This is a genomic window from Methanomicrobium sp. (genome assembly GCF_055145805.1).
In genome coordinates this window covers 1-19,414 of sequence record NZ_JBSREC010000049.1, presented here as the reverse complement: position 1 = coordinate 19,414, position 19,414 = coordinate 1, and the positions used below count along the sequence as shown (strand labels likewise).

The following is a 19,414-nucleotide window of genomic DNA, read 5'->3' as shown; positions in this document are numbered from 1 at the left end:
AAATATTCATTTCCAATGTATCTTGCTCTTTTTGGAAAAGACGGCCTTATGATAACATACAAGACTTATGCAATAAGCATGGCGGCAAAGATTGTTTGTATCGGGATTGTGATGATTGTTTTTTGATTGAATAAATGGATATTTTTAAAAAAATAATCAAAAGGGATTTTCTATAAACCCCCACAAACCAAACAGAAATTGGAGGTCGTCCTAATCTGGATGAAGTTCTGATGATTAAGATGCTCGTCCTGCTTGTCCTTTAGCAATAGCATGGTCTCTCTGGTCCTGAACTTGAAAGACAGGCTAATGACAGGATTTTATTCAGACATTTTTTGGGTCACATAAAATCAAAGATTTAATGGAAGTTGCAAATTCTATTTGCAATATTATCCCGTAAAGATACCTGATCGTTTTACCATCTGGCTGTTTCATGAAAGACTATCCAAATCCGGAAAAGATGCTTTAATCTGGAATGAATTACAGCGATAACTGGATCTTAAAGGTCTTTCAATAAGAAAGGATATGATCCAGGATGCAAAAATTTAGTTACTCAGATCCCAGACATGCAAAAGTTGATACTCTTGGAGGAAAGGAAGCAAAGACCCGAAGAAGTAAGGACGGTACATAGACAAAGAAATGAGGGCAATTTATGGACAGTGATCTCATAGCGATAGCTAGATGAAATTTGAAAAATTTTCTGAAAATTGAAGAGATTAATTGAAGAGCAAACATTTGGTCTTATTGATTCTATAAAAATTAGGGATTCTGGTAATTCTCTTAGTTATTTTAGAGCCTTTTCATGACATAAAATATAGTTGAATCATTCAGACTGTTACTCTGCGGTAAACCTGCATACACATCATAAGGACAATGATGCATAAAGCCAAAAGCAAGCTAATCTGCGTTAAAGGAATAAAACCAGAACTAACTCCTCTTATTGCATCTATAGCAAAACTTAAGGGATTTATAACTGCAATATTCCTAAGCCACTCTGGCATTACATCATAAGGCATCAGGGCACTTGAAGTAAAAAAAAGCGGCATTGTAATCATTGATGTGACTGCATTGAGAGTGTCATGCTCTCCAATGTAAAGAGCAATTGTTGTTGCCAGTGCTGCCATTAATACTCCAAAAAGTATCAGAATCATATATATCATACCATATTCTGCAAGGGAATGTATTGTTGCACCAATCAGAATTGAAATTAAAAGTATTATTGTTGCCTGAATCATACCGCGAATTGTAATAAATAATATTTTCCCAAATAAAATGTCTTCACGCGGGGATGGTAATGCAAGAAACTTATTCAAAAAGCCAAGAATCTTATCAAACATCAAAAGACCACCACCAGCCATACCTGATGTGAGTATAGTCATTACAAGAATGCCTGGGGTGATGAAGTCAAGATAATTTCCGGTAAATTTTACAGGCAGTGCAAGACCAACAAAAATAAGCCATGCAGCAGGAAGAACCATTAAAGACAGAACAGATAACCTACTGCGGGTCCACTTGATCATGTCCCGCTCCATATAATACCAGATTCCTTTCATCAGTGCCGCCTCCGAACCATCATGCGCCGGAACTGATGCACATTAAAAGAACCTGATTCTTCAATATTACCAACTGCACTAATAAAAACGTCGTCAAGAGTAGGTTCACGAAGAGAAAGGGAGTGAACAATCATACCATTGTCTGATAAACTTTTAGTTATCAGCGGCAAAGCCTCATTGCCGTTTTCCGCAGTAAAGGTAATCTCATTATCATTTTGGCCAACAAGCCGTACACCTTCTATAGAGGGCTCAATAAACTGACCTGAAATTTTGGCAGTAATAATATCTTTCATAAGTTTTAATTTCAGGGCAGACGGGGAATCAACCGCAACTATTTTGCCTTTGCTTACAATAGCAACACGATCACAGTATTTATCCGCCTCTTCCATGTAGTGTGTAGTGACAAATATGGTCATACCATTGTTTCTAAGCATTCCAATATGTTCCCAGATCTTTTTCCTTGCTGCCACATCAAGGCCAATTGTCGGCTCATCAAGAAAAAGAACCTCAGGCTGATGAACTAGAGCCTGCGCAAGCTCAAGTCTTCGCCGCATACCTCCGGAATACGTTTTTACAAGGTCATCAGCTCTTTCCGAGAGTTCCATTATACCAAGAACTTCATCCGTTTTCCCCATTGGATTTTGAACTCCATAGAGTTTGGCAAAGAAAAGGACATTTTCCCGTCCCGTAAGTTTGGTGTCAACAGCCATGTCCTGAGGCACATAACTTATTTTTTTTCTAACCTGCTCACTTTCATTTGTGACATCATATCCACAGACTTTGGCACATCCCTCTGTTGGTTTAAGAAGAGTAGTAAGCATAAGTACAGTTGTAGTTTTACCAGACCCGTTCGGACCGAGTAGGCCGAAAATTTCATTGTTCACAGATAAAGTCAGGTTATCCACTGCACAGAGAGCATCATAATATTTTGTAAGGTTTTTTATCTCAATTGCGTTCATTATATTCCTTTTCTGTATTTCCATAGATGTCTTTGTTAAATATTTTTGAACAACTGCTCTTTTTCAAATACTGCAATATCCCTTACACTATCCGAATTTAAGTCTGATAGATTGTAATAACTTCCACCTGAGATTTCAGCAATTCGTTTGCAAAAACCAAGCTGCATCTGAATATAAGACTTCTTTACAATTTCAGTATCAATAACCACTGTATGAATGTCATTTGCCAGAAGATCTTCAGAAATATTAGAGATTTCTTCACTCAGATTTCCACACAGAGAGACATTCGCCCGTCCGTCTGAGATTAATACCAGCATAGGAATTATTTCAGGGTTCTTTAACTTCTCATTAAGAAGAGCATTTATCCCTTTTATCAAACCCTGCGCAAGCGGGGTTTTTCCTCCGGTTGGAATTTCCTCAAGCCTTTTAAGAGCCAAATCAACACTTGAACAAATAGGAAGAATTATATCAGCATCATTTCCCCTGAAAGCAACCATTCCAACGCGATCACGATTCTGATACGAATCAATGAGAAGAGAAAGTATTGCACCTTTTGCAGATTCCATTCGTTTTTCAGTACCCATAGAGCCACTTGCATCCACAACAAATACACAGGCAGCAGAGACTTTTCCAACTCTTACTTTTTCACGTATATCACCATTTTCGATTACTATCATCATTCCGTTTTTTTCCCTGCTTTTCTGGAATGGGGCAGCCGCCCTTATTGTGGCATCAATTGAGATATCCGTCATTTCATTTGGAAACCGGGATGAAATATTTCTTCCACTGTTTTTGGATAAAAATGAATCAATCCTTCTTCCGGATGCGTTATGTCTATGATTTTTATCTCTTTTATGGATCAGATTAATTTTTGAAGGGTCAATCTCATTCCCAACGCCAAATATTTTCTCTTCAGGCTGCCTGCCAGACGCTTGAGAAGGTTTATTTTCATTATTTTTTTCTTCGCCAGGTTCACTATCAGTATCTATTTCATTTTTTTTTTGCTGTTCTTCTCTGAATCCCCGTTGTCTTTATCTTTATTATTCTCTTTATCTTTTTCAGCATTGTTTAATTCTTCATCAAGCTGATCTCTGTCAAGTTTTGGCTCTTCAAAAGGTTTCCTGCGCATGCGATGAGGAAGAGCAAGTTCCATTGCATCCTTAATGTCATCTTTGGATACTTCTTTGCGACCATCCAGGGCAGCAATTGTTTTTGCAGTTCTTACAATTGTAATTTCGGCACGATGAGTTTTGACACCCATGTTGATGCATGTTTCAACTATTAGCTTAACCAGACTTTTTCCTATAGCTACTTCAGGTAAGATATCCTGTGCCACACTGATTTTATTTCTGAGGTCTTCCTGTCTGCCTTCAAAAGATTTTTTAAACATCTCCGGATCTCTTTCAAAATTTTCTGCAACTGCAACTATCTCCATTCTCTGGCTGACATCTTCAAGTCCTTCCACATTTACCTGCAATCCAAATCTGTCGAGGAGCTGGGGTCGAAGTTCACCTTCCTCAGGATTCATTGTACCAATCAGAATAAATCTGGATGGATGAGATAATGATATTCCTTCTCTTTCCACTGTATTTACACCCATTGCAGCGGAATCCAGAAGAACATCGGCGACATGATCATCAAGAAGATTAATTTCGTCAATATAGAGAATCCCACGGTTTACATTTGCCAGAATACCGGGTTCAAGCGCCTTAATTCCTTCTTTTAAAGCTCTTTCAACATCCATAGTGCCTACAACACGATCCTCTGTAACACCTAAAGGAAGATCAATCACCCTTATCCTCCTTTTAACTGTCTCAAGTTCTTCTCCATTTGATTTTCTTTCAAAGCAAAGATCACACATCTCATTTTCATCATGAGGATTGCAATTAAACCAGCATCCGCCCACCACTTCAATTTCCGGAAGCACATCTGCAATCGCTCTTACAGCCGTGGATTTGGCAGTACCTTTATCACCACGAATAAGGACACCACCTATTTTTGGATTTACAGCATTTAACAAAAGAGCTTTTTTCATCATGTCCTGACCGACAATAGCTGTAAATGGAAGTATATTTTTCTTATTTCTTCTTATTAGATAAGCCATTAATTAATAATTGAATTACATAATTATAAATATACTACATTTAGTACTACAGATCCTTCCAGATCACTATTACCAAAAGGATGCTAAAATTAATTTTTAAAAAAATGTAAACAAGTTTAATTTACCACAAACAGAATTTTATTAAAAAACGTCCATGAAATTATATTTCATGCAAGTTACGAAGTAACTTCCATGTAAAAAACAAAAAAATTATATCTAATAGGAATTTTTGCATTAATCTGTTAATTTACCTACAATCCTAATTTTTGCATTTTTTTCTTCCAGTCTGCATAATCAACTTCACCGGCAGATAAAACATCAATTGCTCCACCCTGTACATTACTACCGGTGTCTCCCATTTTATCTTCAATCCAACCTTCCATTTCAAGATATGTATCCTTTAATTCTTCAATTACTTCAGGATCTGCATTCCACAGACCACGTTCATTTGCTTCGAGAAGTCTTCTGCCAATTTCTTCAAGAGCCCAGGGATTATTTTCTTCAAAGAATTTTCTGTTTTCCTCATCCAGAACAAATGTTTTAGTAATATCATCAAAAACCCAGTCATCAACTTCCTGTGTGGAGGCTTCCCAACCATAAATCCTTCCAACGCGTTTAGATATGTCACTGGCGCCCTTATAGCCGTGCCGTTTCATACCATCTATCCATTTTGGATTTAGAAGTTTTGTCCTTACAACCCTGTGAATTTCATCAGCAAGTGTCCGGACCTCTACAACATCCTTATCTCTGGTATCTCCATAATATGCAGGAATCTCCTTTTCAGATATTGTTCTTGCTGCACATGTCAGCCCTCCATGAGTTCCAAAATAACAGCAGCACCCAAATAACTCATGTTCATCTGACGATGTCTTGTTAAAAGTCACATCTACGGTTTTAAGCTGAGATACAAGATTTACATAAGCATCTTCTCCAAACATACCGCGGCCATAAGCATAACCATTCCAGTGAATGAATACATCAGAGAGATCCTTTTCTTCTTTCCATGCAGAAGCATATACAGCAAGTTTTACGCCATTACCATATGTTCCGGGTTTACTGGCAAATATTTTGGAATTATTTCCACTCTCATTAAAGTGCTTTTTTAGGTAATTCAAATCTTCAGGTTCATCCAAAACTGATACCTCTTTTATTGCATCATCAATCAATTCAATGCAATTATAGAAGCAGTCTCTAAGAATTCCACTAACACGTATGGTTACATCTATTCTTGGCCTTTTCAGCTCTTCCAAAGGTATAATATGGTATGATTTTACTCTTCCATTTTTCCATACAGGCTCTGCACCTATAAGGTACATTATCTGGGCAATCTGTTCCCCATCAGACCACATTATATCGCCGGACATCCAGTACATCGCAACGTTTTCAGGTATTTTACCGTTTTCCTCCAGATATTTGTTAATTAATTCATCAGCAAGCCTTTTTCCGATTCTCCAGGCCGCTTTTGTTGGAACTTTAAAAGGATCAAGAGAATAAAAATTACGTCCGGTTGGTAGGATATCAGGTTTGCCACCCATAATCAGACCAGAAGGGCCTGGTTCAATGTAGCCTCCGTCAAATCCATGAAAAAGACCTCCCATTTCATCAGATTTATCAATCAGTGAAGAATAATAAAGTGTTTTTTGACGTAATGAGGACAGCAGTTCAACATCTGATTCCTTTAAATTGGCGGCAGGTATTATTTTTGCGGCGTCTTCAGGTATATCACCATTTAAAAAAGCACCTATTATCCCTTTGGCATATATATCAACCTCTTTTAGCAGAATTGAATCAGCCTCTGAAGGTCTGAGATCACTACCCATCATTTTTAATACAGCACTTCTCATCTCTCCTTCATAACGCATTATTGCACTGATATACTCTATGCGTTTATCGCCGGAAGGCAACTCTCCGAATATATGCATTCCATCAGGTATCTGAGTGTTATAAATCTGTGTTATCTTTTTATGAGCTGAATTAACAATTTCATCAAATGGAGCATCTGTTTTAATTTTTTCATCGAGTTTTAGATCTTCTGAAATATTCGTTTCTTTGATTTTGTCAATTATAATGTGCTCAAGTGCATGTGCTCTGGCACGATCTGAAATTTTTGCATTGTTATATTCTCCAATTAAATCTTCCAGCTCTTTTAACTCAGAATATAAATCACTCTCTGTCATTACGCACTGCATATGATCAATAAGAGTTGCATGACTTCTTCTCTTGGCAACAGTTCCTTCAGGCGGGTTGTCTGAATTGTAGATATACAGATGTGGCATGCTTCCTATTGCTATGTCAGGATAACATTTTTCGGAAGGGGCAACAGATTTGCCCGGCAAAAATTCCAGTGAACCATGGGTTCCCACATGAACAATTACATCAGCCTCAAATTTATTTTCAATATACCGATAAGTTGCCAGATACTGATGTGTTGGAGGAATCTCAGGATCATGAAGGATTTTACATACTTGTCCGTCACATCGTGAACCTGCACATCCCCTTTTAGGTTGAACACATACAATGGCATTCTTATAGCGAACTCCTGTAATAACAATCTTATTGTCATAAACCATTGCAGGAGGAACTCCATTGATTTCTTCTCCGGGTGGGTTTCCCCAGGAGGTGCAGATTCTGTCCTGAACTTCAGGATTTAGGGTATTAAACCACCGGGTATATTCATCAACGCTTACCATTGACAGTGCACCTCCCTTATCAACAATCTCTTTTATGGATGTCCATCGGAATTCACTTATGGCCTTATGATCCAGTATATTTTCAATAAGCTCTTTTCCATTGGCAGGATAATCAACACTGTAACCATCATCATTCATCTGTTTTAGGATTCTTGCAACACTTTCAAGAGTATCAAGATTCGCACCACTTCCAATAGTTGCCTCTACAGAACCACAGGGGTTGTTGTGAAGGATAAACGCCACTTTACGCTCATTTATAGGTTTGTTTTTTAGTGCAACCCATTTTTTTACCCTTTCTGAAACTGTTTTAATCCTGCTTTCAATAGGAATATGGTATTCGCACTCATTACCTCCATAGTCTGCAGTTTCAACCGCACCTATAGGAATCATCTCTATCAGACCTTTGAACTCAGGCATTGCTATAGTCCAGCCTGTCTGGGCACTGGTTAATCCTTCTGAACTCTGTTCCCATTCATCAATTGTTTTATGCTGAACCGTCACAGGATGGAATACAGGAACGTCAAGTTTTTTCATTACATCAACTGATCCTTCTATCCCGCTGGTCCGGACTATGGACTGAAGATCAATGAGTGCATCAATGCGGCCGTAAAACCACGAATCAATTAATTTCTGACTTTCAAGTGTTTTCAATCCTTTATTTCCCATACCCTGACAAAAGGCAGAGATTACGTCAAAATCATTTTCCAGAGTTCTTATAAGAGCATCAACAATTTTAAGATCCCCGTTTATCCAGTATGATCTAAAGAAAAGAATCCCCACACGATATTTGTGCCGTGGTTTATACCAGTTGAGATAATCATCCGCAGAACTAAAAATCTCTTTGGCATCAGGATGATACAATCCTTCCCAGAGGGTTTCTTTTGGCATTTCATATCCAATTTGTTTACCAAACATCTCTGACTGGAGATAATGGAGCATATTTTCCATATTCTCCAGCCCGCCATAAAGGAAGTATGCATCTACCGTTGAAACAATTTTAAGATCTACATTTGACAGTGAAGAAAAAGATACATTGCGTCCAAATGTTATTACCGGAATCTGATCATTTAATTCTTCAATTATCTCATCCCAATAACCATCACTTGTCGGATGAATCAAATTTATATCGGCATTTTCTATGGATTCTATAAACTCAAGGCGTTTATAGCTGTTTGTTAATTCATGAGCATACCATATTTTAATATCAATACCAAGATTCTCAGCCGCTTCTGCAAGAAGATGAGCTTCACTTCCCCATAATACTGCATTTAATTTCATATTTTTACCTCGTCAATAAGTCCTTATTGGAATAATATACGGACAATTTTCATCAGATTTCACAATCTGAGCCTCAACACCATAGACTTCCCTTATAAGATCAGCGGTTATGAGAGCATCAGGAGAACCACCCGCGATAATTCTCCCTTCTTTGAGAATTATAAGATTATCAGAATATCTTGCCGCAAGTGAGAGATCATGAATTGTTATCACTGCGGTAAGATCAACTGTATCAACAAGTTTCCGGATAATTTCCATGACCTCAAGCTGATGCCGGATGTCAAGACTGCTTGTTGGTTCATCAAGAAGAAGAATACGGGGGTTCTGGCAAAGGGCCCTTGCAATAAGCACTTTCTGTTGCTGCCCGCCGGATAATTCATTAAAATTTTTATCTGAAAGAGAACGTATGTCAAGCAGATCAATAGCTTTGGAAACAATTTCCAAGTCTTCTGTTTTTGTATGCCATCCCATGTGAGGCAGTCTTCCCATAAGTAAAACTTCAACAACTGATAATCCGGGAATTTTCTCACCGGACTGGGGGACATATCCTATTTTTTTTGCAATATCAACCTGTTTTATCGTTGATAAGTCATTTTTATCAATATAGACAGTGCCTTTTGGAATCAAAATCCGATTAATGCATTTAATTAATGTTGTCTTTCCTGATCCGTTTGGACCAACTATTCCAAGAACCGATCCAGGTCTGACATTAAATAAGATATCTTTTAGTATTGGATCGGTTCTGTAAGAGAAGTCCAGATTTTCCACTTCGATTGTCACCAGTAATTCTCCCTTCTTTTCATGAACAAATATACAAAAAACGGTACACCAATAAACGATGTCATCAGGCCTATTGGCAGAATCTGGGGACTAAGTATTGTTCTTGCAAAACAATCTGCCAAAAGAAGAATTAGGGCACCTAAAATGGCAGAGGCCGGAAGAAGAAAGCGTTGATCTCCTCCCAGAATCATTCTTGCAATATGCGGTGAGACCAGTCCTATGAACCCTATTGTCCCTGTAAAACAAATTACCGATGCAGTCAGAAGAGATGAAAGTGCAAGTGAGATTACTCTTAATCTGCCCACATTAACTCCAAGACTGCGTGCAGTATCATCACCGGCTGCAAGCGAATTTAAAGAGCCCGATAGTGCAATAAACACAGGGAATACCAAAATAAAACAGGACACAGTAATAATATCTGTCTCCCAGCTTGCACGGCCAAGGCTGCCAAGCATCCAGAACACTATTGAATTTACGTCATCTGATGTTCCAAGGTATTGAAGCAATGAAGTAAGTGAAGAGAAAAGATACATTATGGCAATTCCTGCCATAATCATCGTTTCAGAAGACAGACCCTTTAGCTGTGCAAGACCATAAACAATGAATGAGGCAATCATTGTAAACAGAAAAGCATTGCCTGCTAAAAGCCATACTCCTGTTGCAAATCCGGCTCCCATAACTATGGCAAGAGATGCCCCGAATCCCGCCGCCGAAGCAATACCCAGAGTAAAGGGGCTTGCAAGAGGATTTTTTAAAATTGCCTGCATTACTGTTCCTGCAGTTGCAAGTGAAGCTCCTGCAAAAACAGCCAGAATGACTCTTGGCAATCTGTAATCCCATATAATCGTCCCGATATCTCCGGAGATCTGATTGTCCTGTCCAAATGTAAGAGTGCTTAAAATATCAATAAATTCTATACTGTACGATCCAATCGTTACTGCATATAATGACAGAATTACCAGTAAAACTGCGGCAATAAGAATTATCAGAATTCTCTTTTTTGTTGTCTTTAAATAACAGCTCACAATAGAATTCATATCTCTGTTTCCTTGTTATAGGGATAAAAAAAAGAGCCGTCTGAAGAAACATTATAGTCAATATTTCCAAAAAGACTAAGATATTCCTGGTGTATATCTTCAGGACTGATATCCGTAAAAAACTCCGGATAAAACCAGCTGGCTATCTGAACAATTGCTACAGGATCTGATGGCCCCAGTGCATAACTGTTTGAGATAACATATACATGGTTATCAGACACTGCATCTACGGTTTCTATTCCGGGAAGTGATATGAAATTTGAATATATTTCTGCAAGTTTTCTACTATCAGAAGATTCGTACCCGGCTTCTGAAGATCTGCTGAGAATTATCACAAATTGAGGATCTTTTTTTATTATCCATTCTGTTTCAATTGTGCCATATTCATCAATTATTCCCATTGCTACATTTGTCCCTCCTGCAATTTCACACAGCTTTCCAAGACCTGAATTTAATCCGTATGCACTTCTTCCAACGATATTTCCCGAATCGCTTTCTATGTAGATAGTTGGTCTTTCGTTTTGTGGAATCTCAGAAATTCTTTGCCTGACATCATTGATGACTCCATTGCGCCAGTTTATATATTTTTCAGATTCATTTATGCGATCCAGTATTTTTCCAAGAGTTAAGATTTCTTCATTTATGGTATTGTTGTGGTAAAAATCAAGTCTTATTACATGTATATCTGAAGGGAGTTTATCTTCAAGAATCTGGGTGTCGGGTTTACCTACATAGCTTAAAACCAGATCCGGATGAAGTGAGATAATAGTCTCAATATCAGGTTCACTCCACCGTCCTACATCCTGTTTGTCAATGACATTTGCATATCTTTTTGGATTATTTTTAATTGTGCTTCCTATCCCCACAACTTTTTCTTCGGATGATAAGATGCTAAATGCCTCTGCTGCATCACTATTAAGGATGATTGCCTTTTCAGCAGGTTTGTAAAGAGTTATTGATTCTCCGGATGAATCTGTAATTGTTAAAGGATATTTTGGATAATATGAAATAAATGACGGATAATCTTTGGTTTGTATATAGTTGATATCTTTTCCGCATTCTTCAGCTTCAAGAGTGTCAAGAATTGTATCACCAAGTATTTTTTCAGAAGTCACATCTTCTGCCAATACATTTAAAGACATAAATGTGAGGCAGAATATGAATATAGAGAAATAAAAAATTACATTTCTTTTCATTTTCTAAAACCCCGATTTTTTTGTAGAATAATACATCCGGCAATGATTCCCAGTATAGAAATTATTCCGGTTATGCCTGATTTCTGCTTATTATTTGTTCCCTGAAAGGAATCAAGAGAGATAATTTCACCGGATTTGGCATCGTGCCAGGTACCGGATATTTCTCCGGGATTTTCATATTTTACACTATATTCAATTGTTGTTTCATTAATAACCGCAAAAAGGATTTTATCATCTGATATCCGGAGTCTGGATTTTGGAAAAGTGGAAGATATAAAACTGTATCCCAAAGGCAGTGTCTCAGCAAGACCTCCTATTGATCCTTCAGGGATACTAATAGTAACTGTTGCCGTGCTGTCAGGTCTATCAGAATTTTGATCAATTGATCTTGTTATTGATGTTGCTCCGACACAATTTACCAACAAACATGCTATAAGAACAAAAAAAAACACATTCTTTAACAACATAGTATCACATTAGTTAATACTAAAATAAATAATTATCATAATTAATTTTTGTTTTTTTAAATATATACACATCAAATAATTAAAATTTAAAATTATTCTTTATTTTTTTTTACATATTTAATGAGTATTAATAAACCAGCGTTGCAAAATTTAAAAATTCAGGCCTTGCTGAAAACTTATATCAAGGTTCTTCAGGCATTCCCTTAAAATGCTAAAATTAAGCCTGTATTAAATTACTGAAATAATGATTTCTAAAGAGCCAATCATTCAGAAAAAAAGGAGATTTTAGGAGTTTACAATAATATCAGTTTTTCCAACAAGCGTGTTACTCCTTGAATCATAAATTTTAAGAGTTACTGTTTTACCAACATTCTCAGGGTTATTTATGTGATAAATGTAAGATTTGTCAGTATCTCCAACATGTTCATCCTGGTAGTTCTCAATATAATCTGCATCTATATATGCAGAATCACCAGGTGCAAAGCTGTATATTGTATCTATCCACCTCTCTCCGCTGACACCTGCAATATTAAGACCTGCCAATGGTATTGCCCATTGATCCCCATATCTTGAAAACTGCTGTGAAGGAACAAGAACAACCTGAAGATTTGTGGTTGTCAGAGTGTCCCCGCCAGTGTGGGTAAATTCCAGACCGTTTGTCTGTGAATAGTCACCGGATATTGTTGCCTGAGAGATTTCACCTGTATTTCCAGCGAATGAACCGGCAAATCCTGATACGACAGCGGCGATAATAATCGTTACAACAAGCATAAGCATAACACCAACAACCGGCGAAACCGCTTCATTGTTAATCGCTTTCATTATAAAGACCTCCCCGTTGCAACAATGTCTTTGTCAAATATCGTTTTGCCACTTGGAATATGAACTAACTTTACATTAATTGTATCTCCCGGGCGTGTTACATTCCAGTTGTAGCCCAAAAATCCCTGCATGCCATCACACTGCACTCCATGAGTGTAGGCAGTGCCGCTACCATATACATACCAGTCTCCTGTTGCCTTTGTAAGTACACCATTATCGTCATACCAGAATCTTGGTCCGTATCCCACACCGTCATCTTTGTCTGCATTTCTGCCATCCCGGTAAGGGCTTGCAATCATTGTTGTTCCTGCCTGAAGAGTATAGTTTCCGTACTGCATTGAAGGATCTCTTACTCCAAATGCCTTCCAGTTCTCAACTCCCGGACCAAATCCAAATGGCTGCTCTTCATAATAAGTCTTGTACGTATTGTAGAAATTTCCAGGAATTGTCGTGTTACCGCTTGTAATCATTTTGCCATCCACCTCTTTCTTCCAGAACGTGATTATTTTCAGATCACTTGTGGGGATTGGCTCACTCACACTGTCAACAGTCAGAGAAAAGCGTGAATCCTTATCTCCGGTCAGTTCAATAGATGCAGATGCCGAAAGCGTTGGAGCCTGAGATTCGGTTGATACAATCGACCCCGCAAATCCTGATACGACAGCGGCGATAATAATTGTCACAACAAGCATCAGCATCACGCCAACAACCGGAGATACAGCTTCTAAATTATTTAATCCAGATTTATAAATACTAATTTTTTTCATTTTCACCACACCTCACGGATTTATTGTAACCTCTGTTTCAGCCACTTTCTTTCCGGAATCATCTACAAGCTTCAGAATAAAACGCTGGCCGACGGCGTTCGGATGCTGAAAACCGTAACTCTTGGAAGCCGAATCGGTAGGGTCGGTACAGTATCCCACGTAGGTCTTTGGCTGCACCTGACCAAGAGTCTGCCCGATATCAATATTCACTCCGCCATAAGAGGTGGAAGCATCAAGTTCTGAGATTTCTGTTCCGTATTCCACTACAGCACTTTCTCCCGGCTGGAAAGTACGTGCAAGACTTGACGAATATGTATTTGGCTTATTCCACGGAACTGTTTTTCCGCTTCTGGTTATATTTACAACGGAGGAATTAACTTCCCAGCTCAGCTGTTCATATGATCCAAAGTCCGCAGATGGAGAGACGATAATCTTTGTTGTAAGTGTGCTTATCGTATCACCGCCCATATGTGTGATTGTCATCCCTTCAGACTGACTGTATTCTGCACTTATAGTTGCCTGAGTTGCCTTTGTTGTTCCCCCTACGAGTCCTCCGGCAAAACCGGAGACAACAGCGGCAATAATAATCGTTACAACAAGCATAAGCATTACACCGACAACAGGCGAAACAGCTTCAGAATCAGATTTTTTAAAATTCATTCTCTTATCCCTCCACCACAACAGACTTTTCAAATATTACTTTGCCGCTTGGAATATGCGTAATCGTTACATCAACAACATCACCGGGGAGTGTTGCATTCCAATTGCCTCCAAGTATGGCCTGCATTCCATCAATACTGCCTTCAGGGAAGGAAGACGTGTAAGTATATTTATACTCGGTAATAGCCCCATAACCATAAGAAGAGCCATAGCCATAAGCTGAATTCTTCATAGTAGTTCCGGGGATAAGACTAAAATTCCCGAAATGCTGGTCAGGATTATATGATCCAGAGGTTTTAATTTGACTTTCTGATATCACACCTGTTCCAAAACCCAGAGGAGACTGATAGTTATAATCGCCAGTCACTGTATTCGGAGCATTGAGATTTGCAGCTGTTGTATTACCGCCGCGGACTCCGTCACTGTTTGTCCAGGATGTGGTTATCTTAAGATTCTTTGTAGGAATCGACTCACTTACACCCTGAACATCAAATAGTATGTAGCTACTGCTTGCATACCCTGTATTCTTTATCTGAACATTCATTACAAGCTGCGGCGCATCCTCCGTGTTGCTGGCAAGCCCCCCGGCAAAACCGGATACCACCGCAGCGATGATAATCGTCACAACAAGCATCAGCATAACGCCCACAACAGGCGATACAGCTTCAGTTTGCGTTATTCTTTCTTTTTTCATAATAACTCCTTCAGTTAAAATTTATCGAAACCGGCCTACCAGATCATAATATTACCAGAATCAATAAAAGTGTTATTTTTTTAGTCATAAATAAATTTTATTATTATTTTTTCACTAATGAATAAATTAAATTTTTATTTGATAATTATTACATTTTAAAAAATAAAAAGAAATCAGATTTGTAAGAGTTAAATATTACTAAATAAAAAGTATATTTTAAAACTTAGTTAGTAAAAGTAGTAGTAAAAGGAAAGGCATATGAAATACACAATACCTTTAGCGATAATAGTTCTGTCAACATTCATTGCAGTAATACCCTCTGCCGCCGCAGAAGACATTTCCGGAGTGTCATATAAAATTACTCCGACAGGCGAAACTGATGAATACAAAATATCAATAGAAATATCAAATATCACAGCCGGCGGTCTGAGCCTTGAATTTCCCGGAAGCTTTGAAATAACTGACACAAATATCCCAAACGGCCATTATGGAAGCGATGGTGAAACTCTTATTGTAACTCTGACAGGCGAAAAAGAAATTTATCTTGATGTAGTCTGTCCAAATCTGGCGACAGGCGAAATCCTCGAAACGTGGGAAGATCTTTCATCCGGCACAAGGGGAGGAGATGAATTATCTGTTAGTGAATCAGAAAAAGAGCAGGAAACAGACAAAAAAAAGGAAGAAAACAATCAGAATAATATAACTCCTAAAGAAAGTCCGTTTGGATTTTCAGGCATTTTTAGTGTCTTCTCTATCATCATCGCAGGACTTTTAATGACTATTTCAAACAGGGAGGATAATTGAAATGGTATATAAAAAGACTGTTTTAATTATTCTCCTTTTTTCAGTCGCAATCCTACTAATAAATCCGGCATATGCAGGTACACAGAGCAATTCAGAAACTCTGCCTCTCGATAAAAACAATGATCTGATTATAACCTCAGACGAACTTGCGCCTGAAATCCTCTCATACTTAACAGAAAAATATCTCAATGGGAATACAGACATTCAGCCAACAACCGATCTCTCCGATGCAACATATATCTACGCCAACTGGAACGGAAAACCAAAAAATGTTCAGGATTTCAAAGGTCAGGCAGTAACACTCTACAGGCCGTTAAAAAAAGTGGCTGTTTTAAACGGCGAAACACTTGAAACAATGAGATCGCTTGGATTTGATGAAAGTAAAGTATCAGGTGTCGGAAAATATACACTTGAAGATAAAGTCTTCTTCCCGGAGTATTCTAATAAAGCAAACATAGGTTCGGTCTGGTCGCCTGATTATGAAAAAATAATCTCCATTTCGCCTGATGCAGTATTCATCTACGCAGATTTCATGGAGGACAAATCAGATGAAATCCAGGAGAAAATCCAGTCGATGAATCCGAAAATAAAAATATTCAGATTTGATCTCTATAATCCTTCAACCTACCTTGAAGAGACAAAGCTTCTTGCAGGTGTGATTGACAAAGAAAAAAATGCAGAAACTCTTACTGATTTCTATTCCGAGCAGGAGAATCTTATAAATTCTGTAATCTCCGGTATTCCAACAGAAGAACGTACACAGGTATATTTTGAAAGCTGGGATGACTACAAGAGTGCCGCCAAAGGCTCTGGATACAACGAAAAGATAAATCTCGCAGGTGGAATAAGCATTTTTGAAGATGCAACTCCTGAATACCCTGTTGTAAACCCTGAAGAAATCCTCATTGAAAATCCTGATGTTGTTGTAAAGTTAATAGGGTCAGGAAAACTTGCATTTGGCGGATATGAGGATTCAGATACTGCAAAAGTAAAAGAAGTCTATCGGGCCATGACATCCCGCACCGGCTGGCAGAATCTTGACGCTGTAAAAGAAAACCGTGTTCATATTCTCAGTAATGACATTTTTGGAGGACCTGAATACATACTTGGGACTCTTTACCTTTCAAAATGGTTGTACCCTGATGAATTCAAAAATATTGAACCTGAAGAAGTTCACCAGAGATACATATCACAGTTTCAAAACCTTGACTTTAATGTAAAAAAAGACGGGGTTTTTGTTTATCCATTACAATAACAATAATTTTTGCTTTTAAATGAGGCGACAGATGACACTTGATTCAAAAAAATTTCATGCACAGTGCAGGAAAATAAAGGCAAAAAACAGGACATTCTTCATAGGCTTAACCCTTCTTTTAATTCTTTTAACCGGCATCGGAGTAACTCTCGGCTCAGCAGAAATTTCAATTCTGCAGTCCTATCAGGCGCTTTTTTCCGGACTTTCAGAAAGAGTCTGTGTATTTTTCTTCGGCGCTGAACAGGGTTCACAGTCAATGACGGAGATTGTCATCTGGGATATCAGACTTCACCGGGTGTTGTTTGCAATCGCCGCCGGATTCGGGCTTGCAATTGCAGGAACAGTTATGCAAGGGATATTGAGAAACCCGCTTGCAAGTCCTTTTACACTTGGAATTTCCTCAGCCGCATCCTGTGGTGCATCGGTTGCGATAATACTTTTTGGAGGATTTGCACTCCTTTCAGGCAGTATTACAACCATGATTCTTGCATTTTTATTTGCAATGCTTGCGGCATTTGGAATTTACTTAATGGCACGCCACAAGGGGCTTTCGTCATCGGCGATGATTTTGGCAGGAATTGCCCTGATGTATCTTTTTTCTGCTGTGACCTCACTTTTACAGTATTTCGGGTCCGCTGATCAGGCAGCAGCGGTTGTCTACTGGATGTTTGGATCGCTTGACAACACAACATGGTTAAACCTCGGAATAGTCTTTCTTGTTCTTCTAATAATAGTCCCGTATCTTCTCCTGAAGGCATGGGATTTAAACGCACTTTCTGAAGGATCTGAAGTTGCAAAATCAATAGGTGTCCCGGTTGAGCGTGAAATGACGGTTTTTATGTTTATTGCATCACTGATAACTGCTGTTATAATCTCATTTACCGGAACTATCGGTTTTATAGGGCTTGTTGCACCGCATATTGCAAGAATGGTTACAGGAAGCGACAATCGGATATTAATTCCGGCATCAGGATTTATGGGCGCTGCAATCCTTCTTGGTGCTGACTGTTTAAGCAGAACAATAATATATCCTTCTGTAATTCCGGTTGGAATCATGACTGCTTTCCTTGGTGTTCCGTTCTTTTTGTATTTATTCCTAAGAAGAGGTGATACGGGATGGTAGCAGTAAAAGTTAGCGGTCTTTCCTATGCTTACCGGCAAAAGGACGTTTTTTCAGATGTTTCTTTTGAAGCAGAGGAAGGAAAAGTGCTGGGGCTTGTCGGCCCGAACGGATGCGGAAAGACCACACTTATCAAGTGTATTGACGGGATTTTAAATCCAAAAGGAAAAATCGAAATCTTCGGCACTGACTCAAAATCTCTTGACAGAACAGAGATTGCAAAAAAAATTGCATATGTTCCACAGAGTGTTCCGGACGGACTTTCATCCTATGTGTATGAAACCGTGCTCATGGGAAGACGACCGTATCTTAACTGGAATGTAAAGCCTGAAGATGAAGAGAAAGTCTTTTCGGCGATGAAACTTTTAGGCGTTGAGGATTTTGCATTCAGAAAAACAAGCGAGCTTTCAGGCGGCGAACGCCAGCGGGTTATGATTGCAAGGGCGGTTGTGCAGGAAACTCCTGTAATTCTCATGGATGAGCCGACAAGCAGTCTTGACATCAGACATCAGATGGAAGTTATGGAAAACATGCGTCTTTTGACAAAAAAAAAGAATACTGCTGTTATTGTTTCTCTGCATGATTTGAATCTTGCTGCGGGATACTGTGATAACATGATTATGCTAAAAAAAGGAAAAATTCACAGCTGCGGACCGCCCGTCGAGGTTTTAAACAGCGAAACGATTAGAAGCGTTTACGAGGTTGATGCTTCAATAAACCGGGAAAATGAAAGACCATATATAATACCTTTAAGACCGGCAGAAAATTCAGCGGAGACACAAAATGGTTAAAATATCAGTAATATCATGGGGAAGCGAAATCTCAGTTATCAGGCATGCGGCAAAAAAATTGGGTTTTGAGCTTTCAGACTGGAATGTATACGATTTAAAAGAGAATGAGAGTTTAGTATCCGAATGTATAAACTCATTTTCTGACTCGGATTTTGTTCTAATCCACCCGTCGCATGACTCATACTGGGATGAGATAATAGATGGATTTCCAAAGGAGATGCCGGTTGTATCCTATGGCTTTTCAGATATGTTCTGGTCGGCATCGACAGTTCCTTTATCTGTTGTATCAGCAGTAAGCGCTTATTTTCTTTATGGCGGTCTTGAAAATATCTGCAATATGCTTGCATTCTGTGCATCAAAAATCCTTGGCCTTGATTACCACTATCTAGAACCATCCGTGACACGATGGGAGGGAATCTATCACCCCGATATTCCTTTTG

Annotated in this window: 17 protein-coding genes and 2 pseudogenes; 6 read left to right on the top strand and 13 right to left on the bottom strand. The window is 38.6% G+C overall.

Features of this window, described 5'->3' with window-relative positions:
- Positions 1 to 185 precede the first annotated feature (185 nt).
- Positions 186 to 625 (top strand): annotated as a pseudogene (locus tag ACTB1O_RS03775) (transposase); the annotation flags it as partial.
- A 199-nt stretch (positions 626 to 824) separates the two neighbouring features.
- Here the strand turns inward: ACTB1O_RS03775 and ACTB1O_RS03770 are convergent.
- The 13 genes from ACTB1O_RS03770 to ACTB1O_RS03710 form a co-directional block, all read right to left on the bottom strand.
- Entirely contained in the window at positions 825 to 1,550 is a 726-nt protein-coding gene (locus tag ACTB1O_RS03770) for an ABC transporter permease (RefSeq protein WP_462993803.1), read from the bottom strand.
- A complete protein-coding gene (locus tag ACTB1O_RS03765) occupies positions 1,550 to 2,509 on the bottom strand; it encodes an ATP-binding cassette domain-containing protein (protein WP_462993804.1) in 960 nt (319 codons plus the stop codon). The genes ACTB1O_RS03770 and ACTB1O_RS03765 overlap by 1 nt, the downstream gene beginning before the upstream one ends.
- Positions 2,510 to 2,544: 35 nt before the next feature.
- Positions 2,545 to 3,261 (bottom strand): vWA domain-containing protein, encoded by a 717-nt coding sequence (locus tag ACTB1O_RS03760; RefSeq protein ID WP_462993802.1) that lies wholly within the window; start codon positions 3,259 to 3,261, stop codon positions 2,545 to 2,547.
- A 233-nt stretch (positions 3,262 to 3,494) separates the two neighbouring features.
- Entirely contained in the window at positions 3,495 to 4,613 is a 1,119-nt protein-coding gene (locus tag ACTB1O_RS03755) for an ATP-binding protein (protein WP_462993801.1), read from the bottom strand.
- 251 nt (positions 4,614 to 4,864) lie between these two features.
- A complete protein-coding gene (gene cobN, locus ACTB1O_RS03750; RefSeq protein WP_462993800.1) occupies positions 4,865 to 8,581 on the bottom strand; it encodes a cobaltochelatase subunit CobN in 3,717 nt (1,238 codons plus the stop codon).
- A gap of 12 nt (positions 8,582 to 8,593) precedes the next feature.
- Entirely contained in the window at positions 8,594 to 9,361 is a 768-nt protein-coding gene (locus ACTB1O_RS03745; RefSeq protein WP_462993799.1) for an ABC transporter ATP-binding protein, read from the bottom strand.
- Complete coding sequence (locus ACTB1O_RS03740) at positions 9,358 to 10,398, bottom strand: FecCD family ABC transporter permease (RefSeq protein WP_462993798.1); 1,041 nt, start codon at positions 10,396 to 10,398, stop codon at positions 9,358 to 9,360. Before ACTB1O_RS03740 ends, ACTB1O_RS03745 begins: the two co-directional genes overlap by 4 nt.
- Complete coding sequence (locus ACTB1O_RS03735) at positions 10,395 to 11,540, bottom strand: ABC transporter substrate-binding protein (RefSeq protein ID WP_462993797.1); 1,146 nt, start codon at positions 11,538 to 11,540, stop codon at positions 10,395 to 10,397. The genes ACTB1O_RS03740 and ACTB1O_RS03735 overlap by 4 nt, the downstream gene beginning before the upstream one ends.
- A gap of 50 nt (positions 11,541 to 11,590) precedes the next feature.
- On the bottom strand, positions 11,591 to 12,016 hold the full coding sequence (locus ACTB1O_RS03730; protein WP_462993796.1) for a hypothetical protein: 426 nt from the start codon (positions 12,014 to 12,016) through the stop codon (positions 11,591 to 11,593).
- A gap of 330 nt (positions 12,017 to 12,346) precedes the next feature.
- Complete coding sequence (locus ACTB1O_RS03725; protein WP_462993795.1) at positions 12,347 to 12,883, bottom strand: type IV pilin N-terminal domain-containing protein; 537 nt, start codon at positions 12,881 to 12,883, stop codon at positions 12,347 to 12,349.
- Positions 12,883 to 13,650 (bottom strand): type IV pilin N-terminal domain-containing protein, encoded by a 768-nt coding sequence (locus ACTB1O_RS03720; protein ID WP_462993794.1) that lies wholly within the window; start codon positions 13,648 to 13,650, stop codon positions 12,883 to 12,885. The genes ACTB1O_RS03725 and ACTB1O_RS03720 overlap by 1 nt, the downstream gene beginning before the upstream one ends.
- Positions 13,651 to 13,662: 12 nt before the next feature.
- A complete protein-coding gene (locus tag ACTB1O_RS03715) occupies positions 13,663 to 14,310 on the bottom strand; it encodes a type IV pilin N-terminal domain-containing protein (RefSeq protein WP_462993793.1) in 648 nt (215 codons plus the stop codon).
- Between the two features lie 4 nt (positions 14,311 to 14,314).
- Positions 14,315 to 15,004, bottom strand: a complete 690-nt coding sequence (locus tag ACTB1O_RS03710) for a type IV pilin N-terminal domain-containing protein (RefSeq protein ID WP_462993792.1) — start codon at positions 15,002 to 15,004, stop codon at positions 14,315 to 14,317.
- A gap of 258 nt (positions 15,005 to 15,262) precedes the next feature.
- On the opposite strand from ACTB1O_RS03710, the gene ACTB1O_RS03705 reads away from it, so the two are divergent.
- The 5 genes and pseudogenes from ACTB1O_RS03705 to ACTB1O_RS03685 all read left to right on the top strand — a co-directional run.
- Complete coding sequence (locus ACTB1O_RS03705; RefSeq protein ID WP_462993791.1) at positions 15,263 to 15,808, top strand: hypothetical protein; 546 nt, start codon at positions 15,263 to 15,265, stop codon at positions 15,806 to 15,808.
- A 1-nt stretch (position 15,809) separates the two neighbouring features.
- Positions 15,810 to 17,063: an ABC transporter substrate-binding protein gene (locus tag ACTB1O_RS03700; protein WP_462993790.1), complete on the top strand. Its 1,254-nt coding sequence runs from the start codon at positions 15,810 to 15,812 to the stop codon at positions 17,061 to 17,063.
- A 31-nt stretch (positions 17,064 to 17,094) separates the two neighbouring features.
- Positions 17,095 to 18,186 carry a FecCD family ABC transporter permease gene (locus tag ACTB1O_RS03695; RefSeq protein WP_462993789.1) on the top strand — a complete coding sequence of 364 codons (1,092 nt, stop codon included), beginning with the start codon at positions 17,095 to 17,097 and terminating at the stop codon, positions 18,184 to 18,186.
- Entirely contained in the window at positions 18,180 to 18,974 is a 795-nt protein-coding gene (locus ACTB1O_RS03690) for an ABC transporter ATP-binding protein (RefSeq protein WP_462993788.1), read from the top strand. Before ACTB1O_RS03695 ends, ACTB1O_RS03690 begins: the two co-directional genes overlap by 7 nt.
- Positions 18,967 to 19,414, top strand: a pseudogene (locus ACTB1O_RS03685) (cobaltochelatase subunit CobN); the annotation flags it as partial. The gene ACTB1O_RS03690 and the pseudogene ACTB1O_RS03685, both read left to right, overlap by 8 nt.

Excerpts from the sequence above, each read along its gene's own strand:
- ACTB1O_RS03770 (WP_462993803.1), bottom strand. The coding sequence starts at position 1,550 with ATGAAAGGAATCTGGTATTATATGGAGCGGGACATGATCAAGTGGACC.
- ACTB1O_RS03765 (WP_462993804.1), bottom strand. The coding sequence starts at position 2,509 with ATGAACGCAATTGAGATAAAAAACCTTACAAAATATTATGATGCTCTC.
- ACTB1O_RS03760 (WP_462993802.1), bottom strand. The coding sequence starts at position 3,261 with ATGACGGATATCTCAATTGATGCCACAATAAGGGCGGCTGCCCCATTC.
- ACTB1O_RS03755 (WP_462993801.1), bottom strand. The coding sequence starts at position 4,613 with ATGGCTTATCTAATAAGAAGAAATAAGAAAAATATACTTCCATTTACA.
- cobN (WP_462993800.1), bottom strand. The coding sequence starts at position 8,581 with ATGAAATTAAATGCAGTATTATGGGGAAGTGAAGCTCATCTTCTTGCA.
- ACTB1O_RS03740 (WP_462993798.1), bottom strand. The coding sequence starts at position 10,398 with ATGAATTCTATTGTGAGCTGTTATTTAAAGACAACAAAAAAGAGAATT.
- ACTB1O_RS03735 (WP_462993797.1), bottom strand. The coding sequence starts at position 11,540 with ATGTCTTTAAATGTATTGGCAGAAGATGTGACTTCTGAAAAAATACTT.
- ACTB1O_RS03725 (WP_462993795.1), bottom strand. The coding sequence starts at position 12,883 with ATGAAAGCGATTAACAATGAAGCGGTTTCGCCGGTTGTTGGTGTTATG.
- ACTB1O_RS03720 (WP_462993794.1), bottom strand. The coding sequence starts at position 13,650 with ATGAAAAAAATTAGTATTTATAAATCTGGATTAAATAATTTAGAAGCT.
- ACTB1O_RS03715 (WP_462993793.1), bottom strand. The coding sequence starts at position 14,310 with ATGAATTTTAAAAAATCTGATTCTGAAGCTGTTTCGCCTGTTGTCGGT.
- ACTB1O_RS03710 (WP_462993792.1), bottom strand. The coding sequence starts at position 15,004 with ATGAAAAAAGAAAGAATAACGCAAACTGAAGCTGTATCGCCTGTTGTG.
- ACTB1O_RS03705 (WP_462993791.1), top strand. The coding sequence starts at position 15,263 with ATGAAATACACAATACCTTTAGCGATAATAGTTCTGTCAACATTCATT.
- ACTB1O_RS03700 (WP_462993790.1), top strand. The coding sequence starts at position 15,810 with ATGGTATATAAAAAGACTGTTTTAATTATTCTCCTTTTTTCAGTCGCA.
- ACTB1O_RS03695 (WP_462993789.1), top strand. The coding sequence starts at position 17,095 with ATGACACTTGATTCAAAAAAATTTCATGCACAGTGCAGGAAAATAAAG.
- ACTB1O_RS03690 (WP_462993788.1), top strand. The coding sequence starts at position 18,180 with ATGGTAGCAGTAAAAGTTAGCGGTCTTTCCTATGCTTACCGGCAAAAG.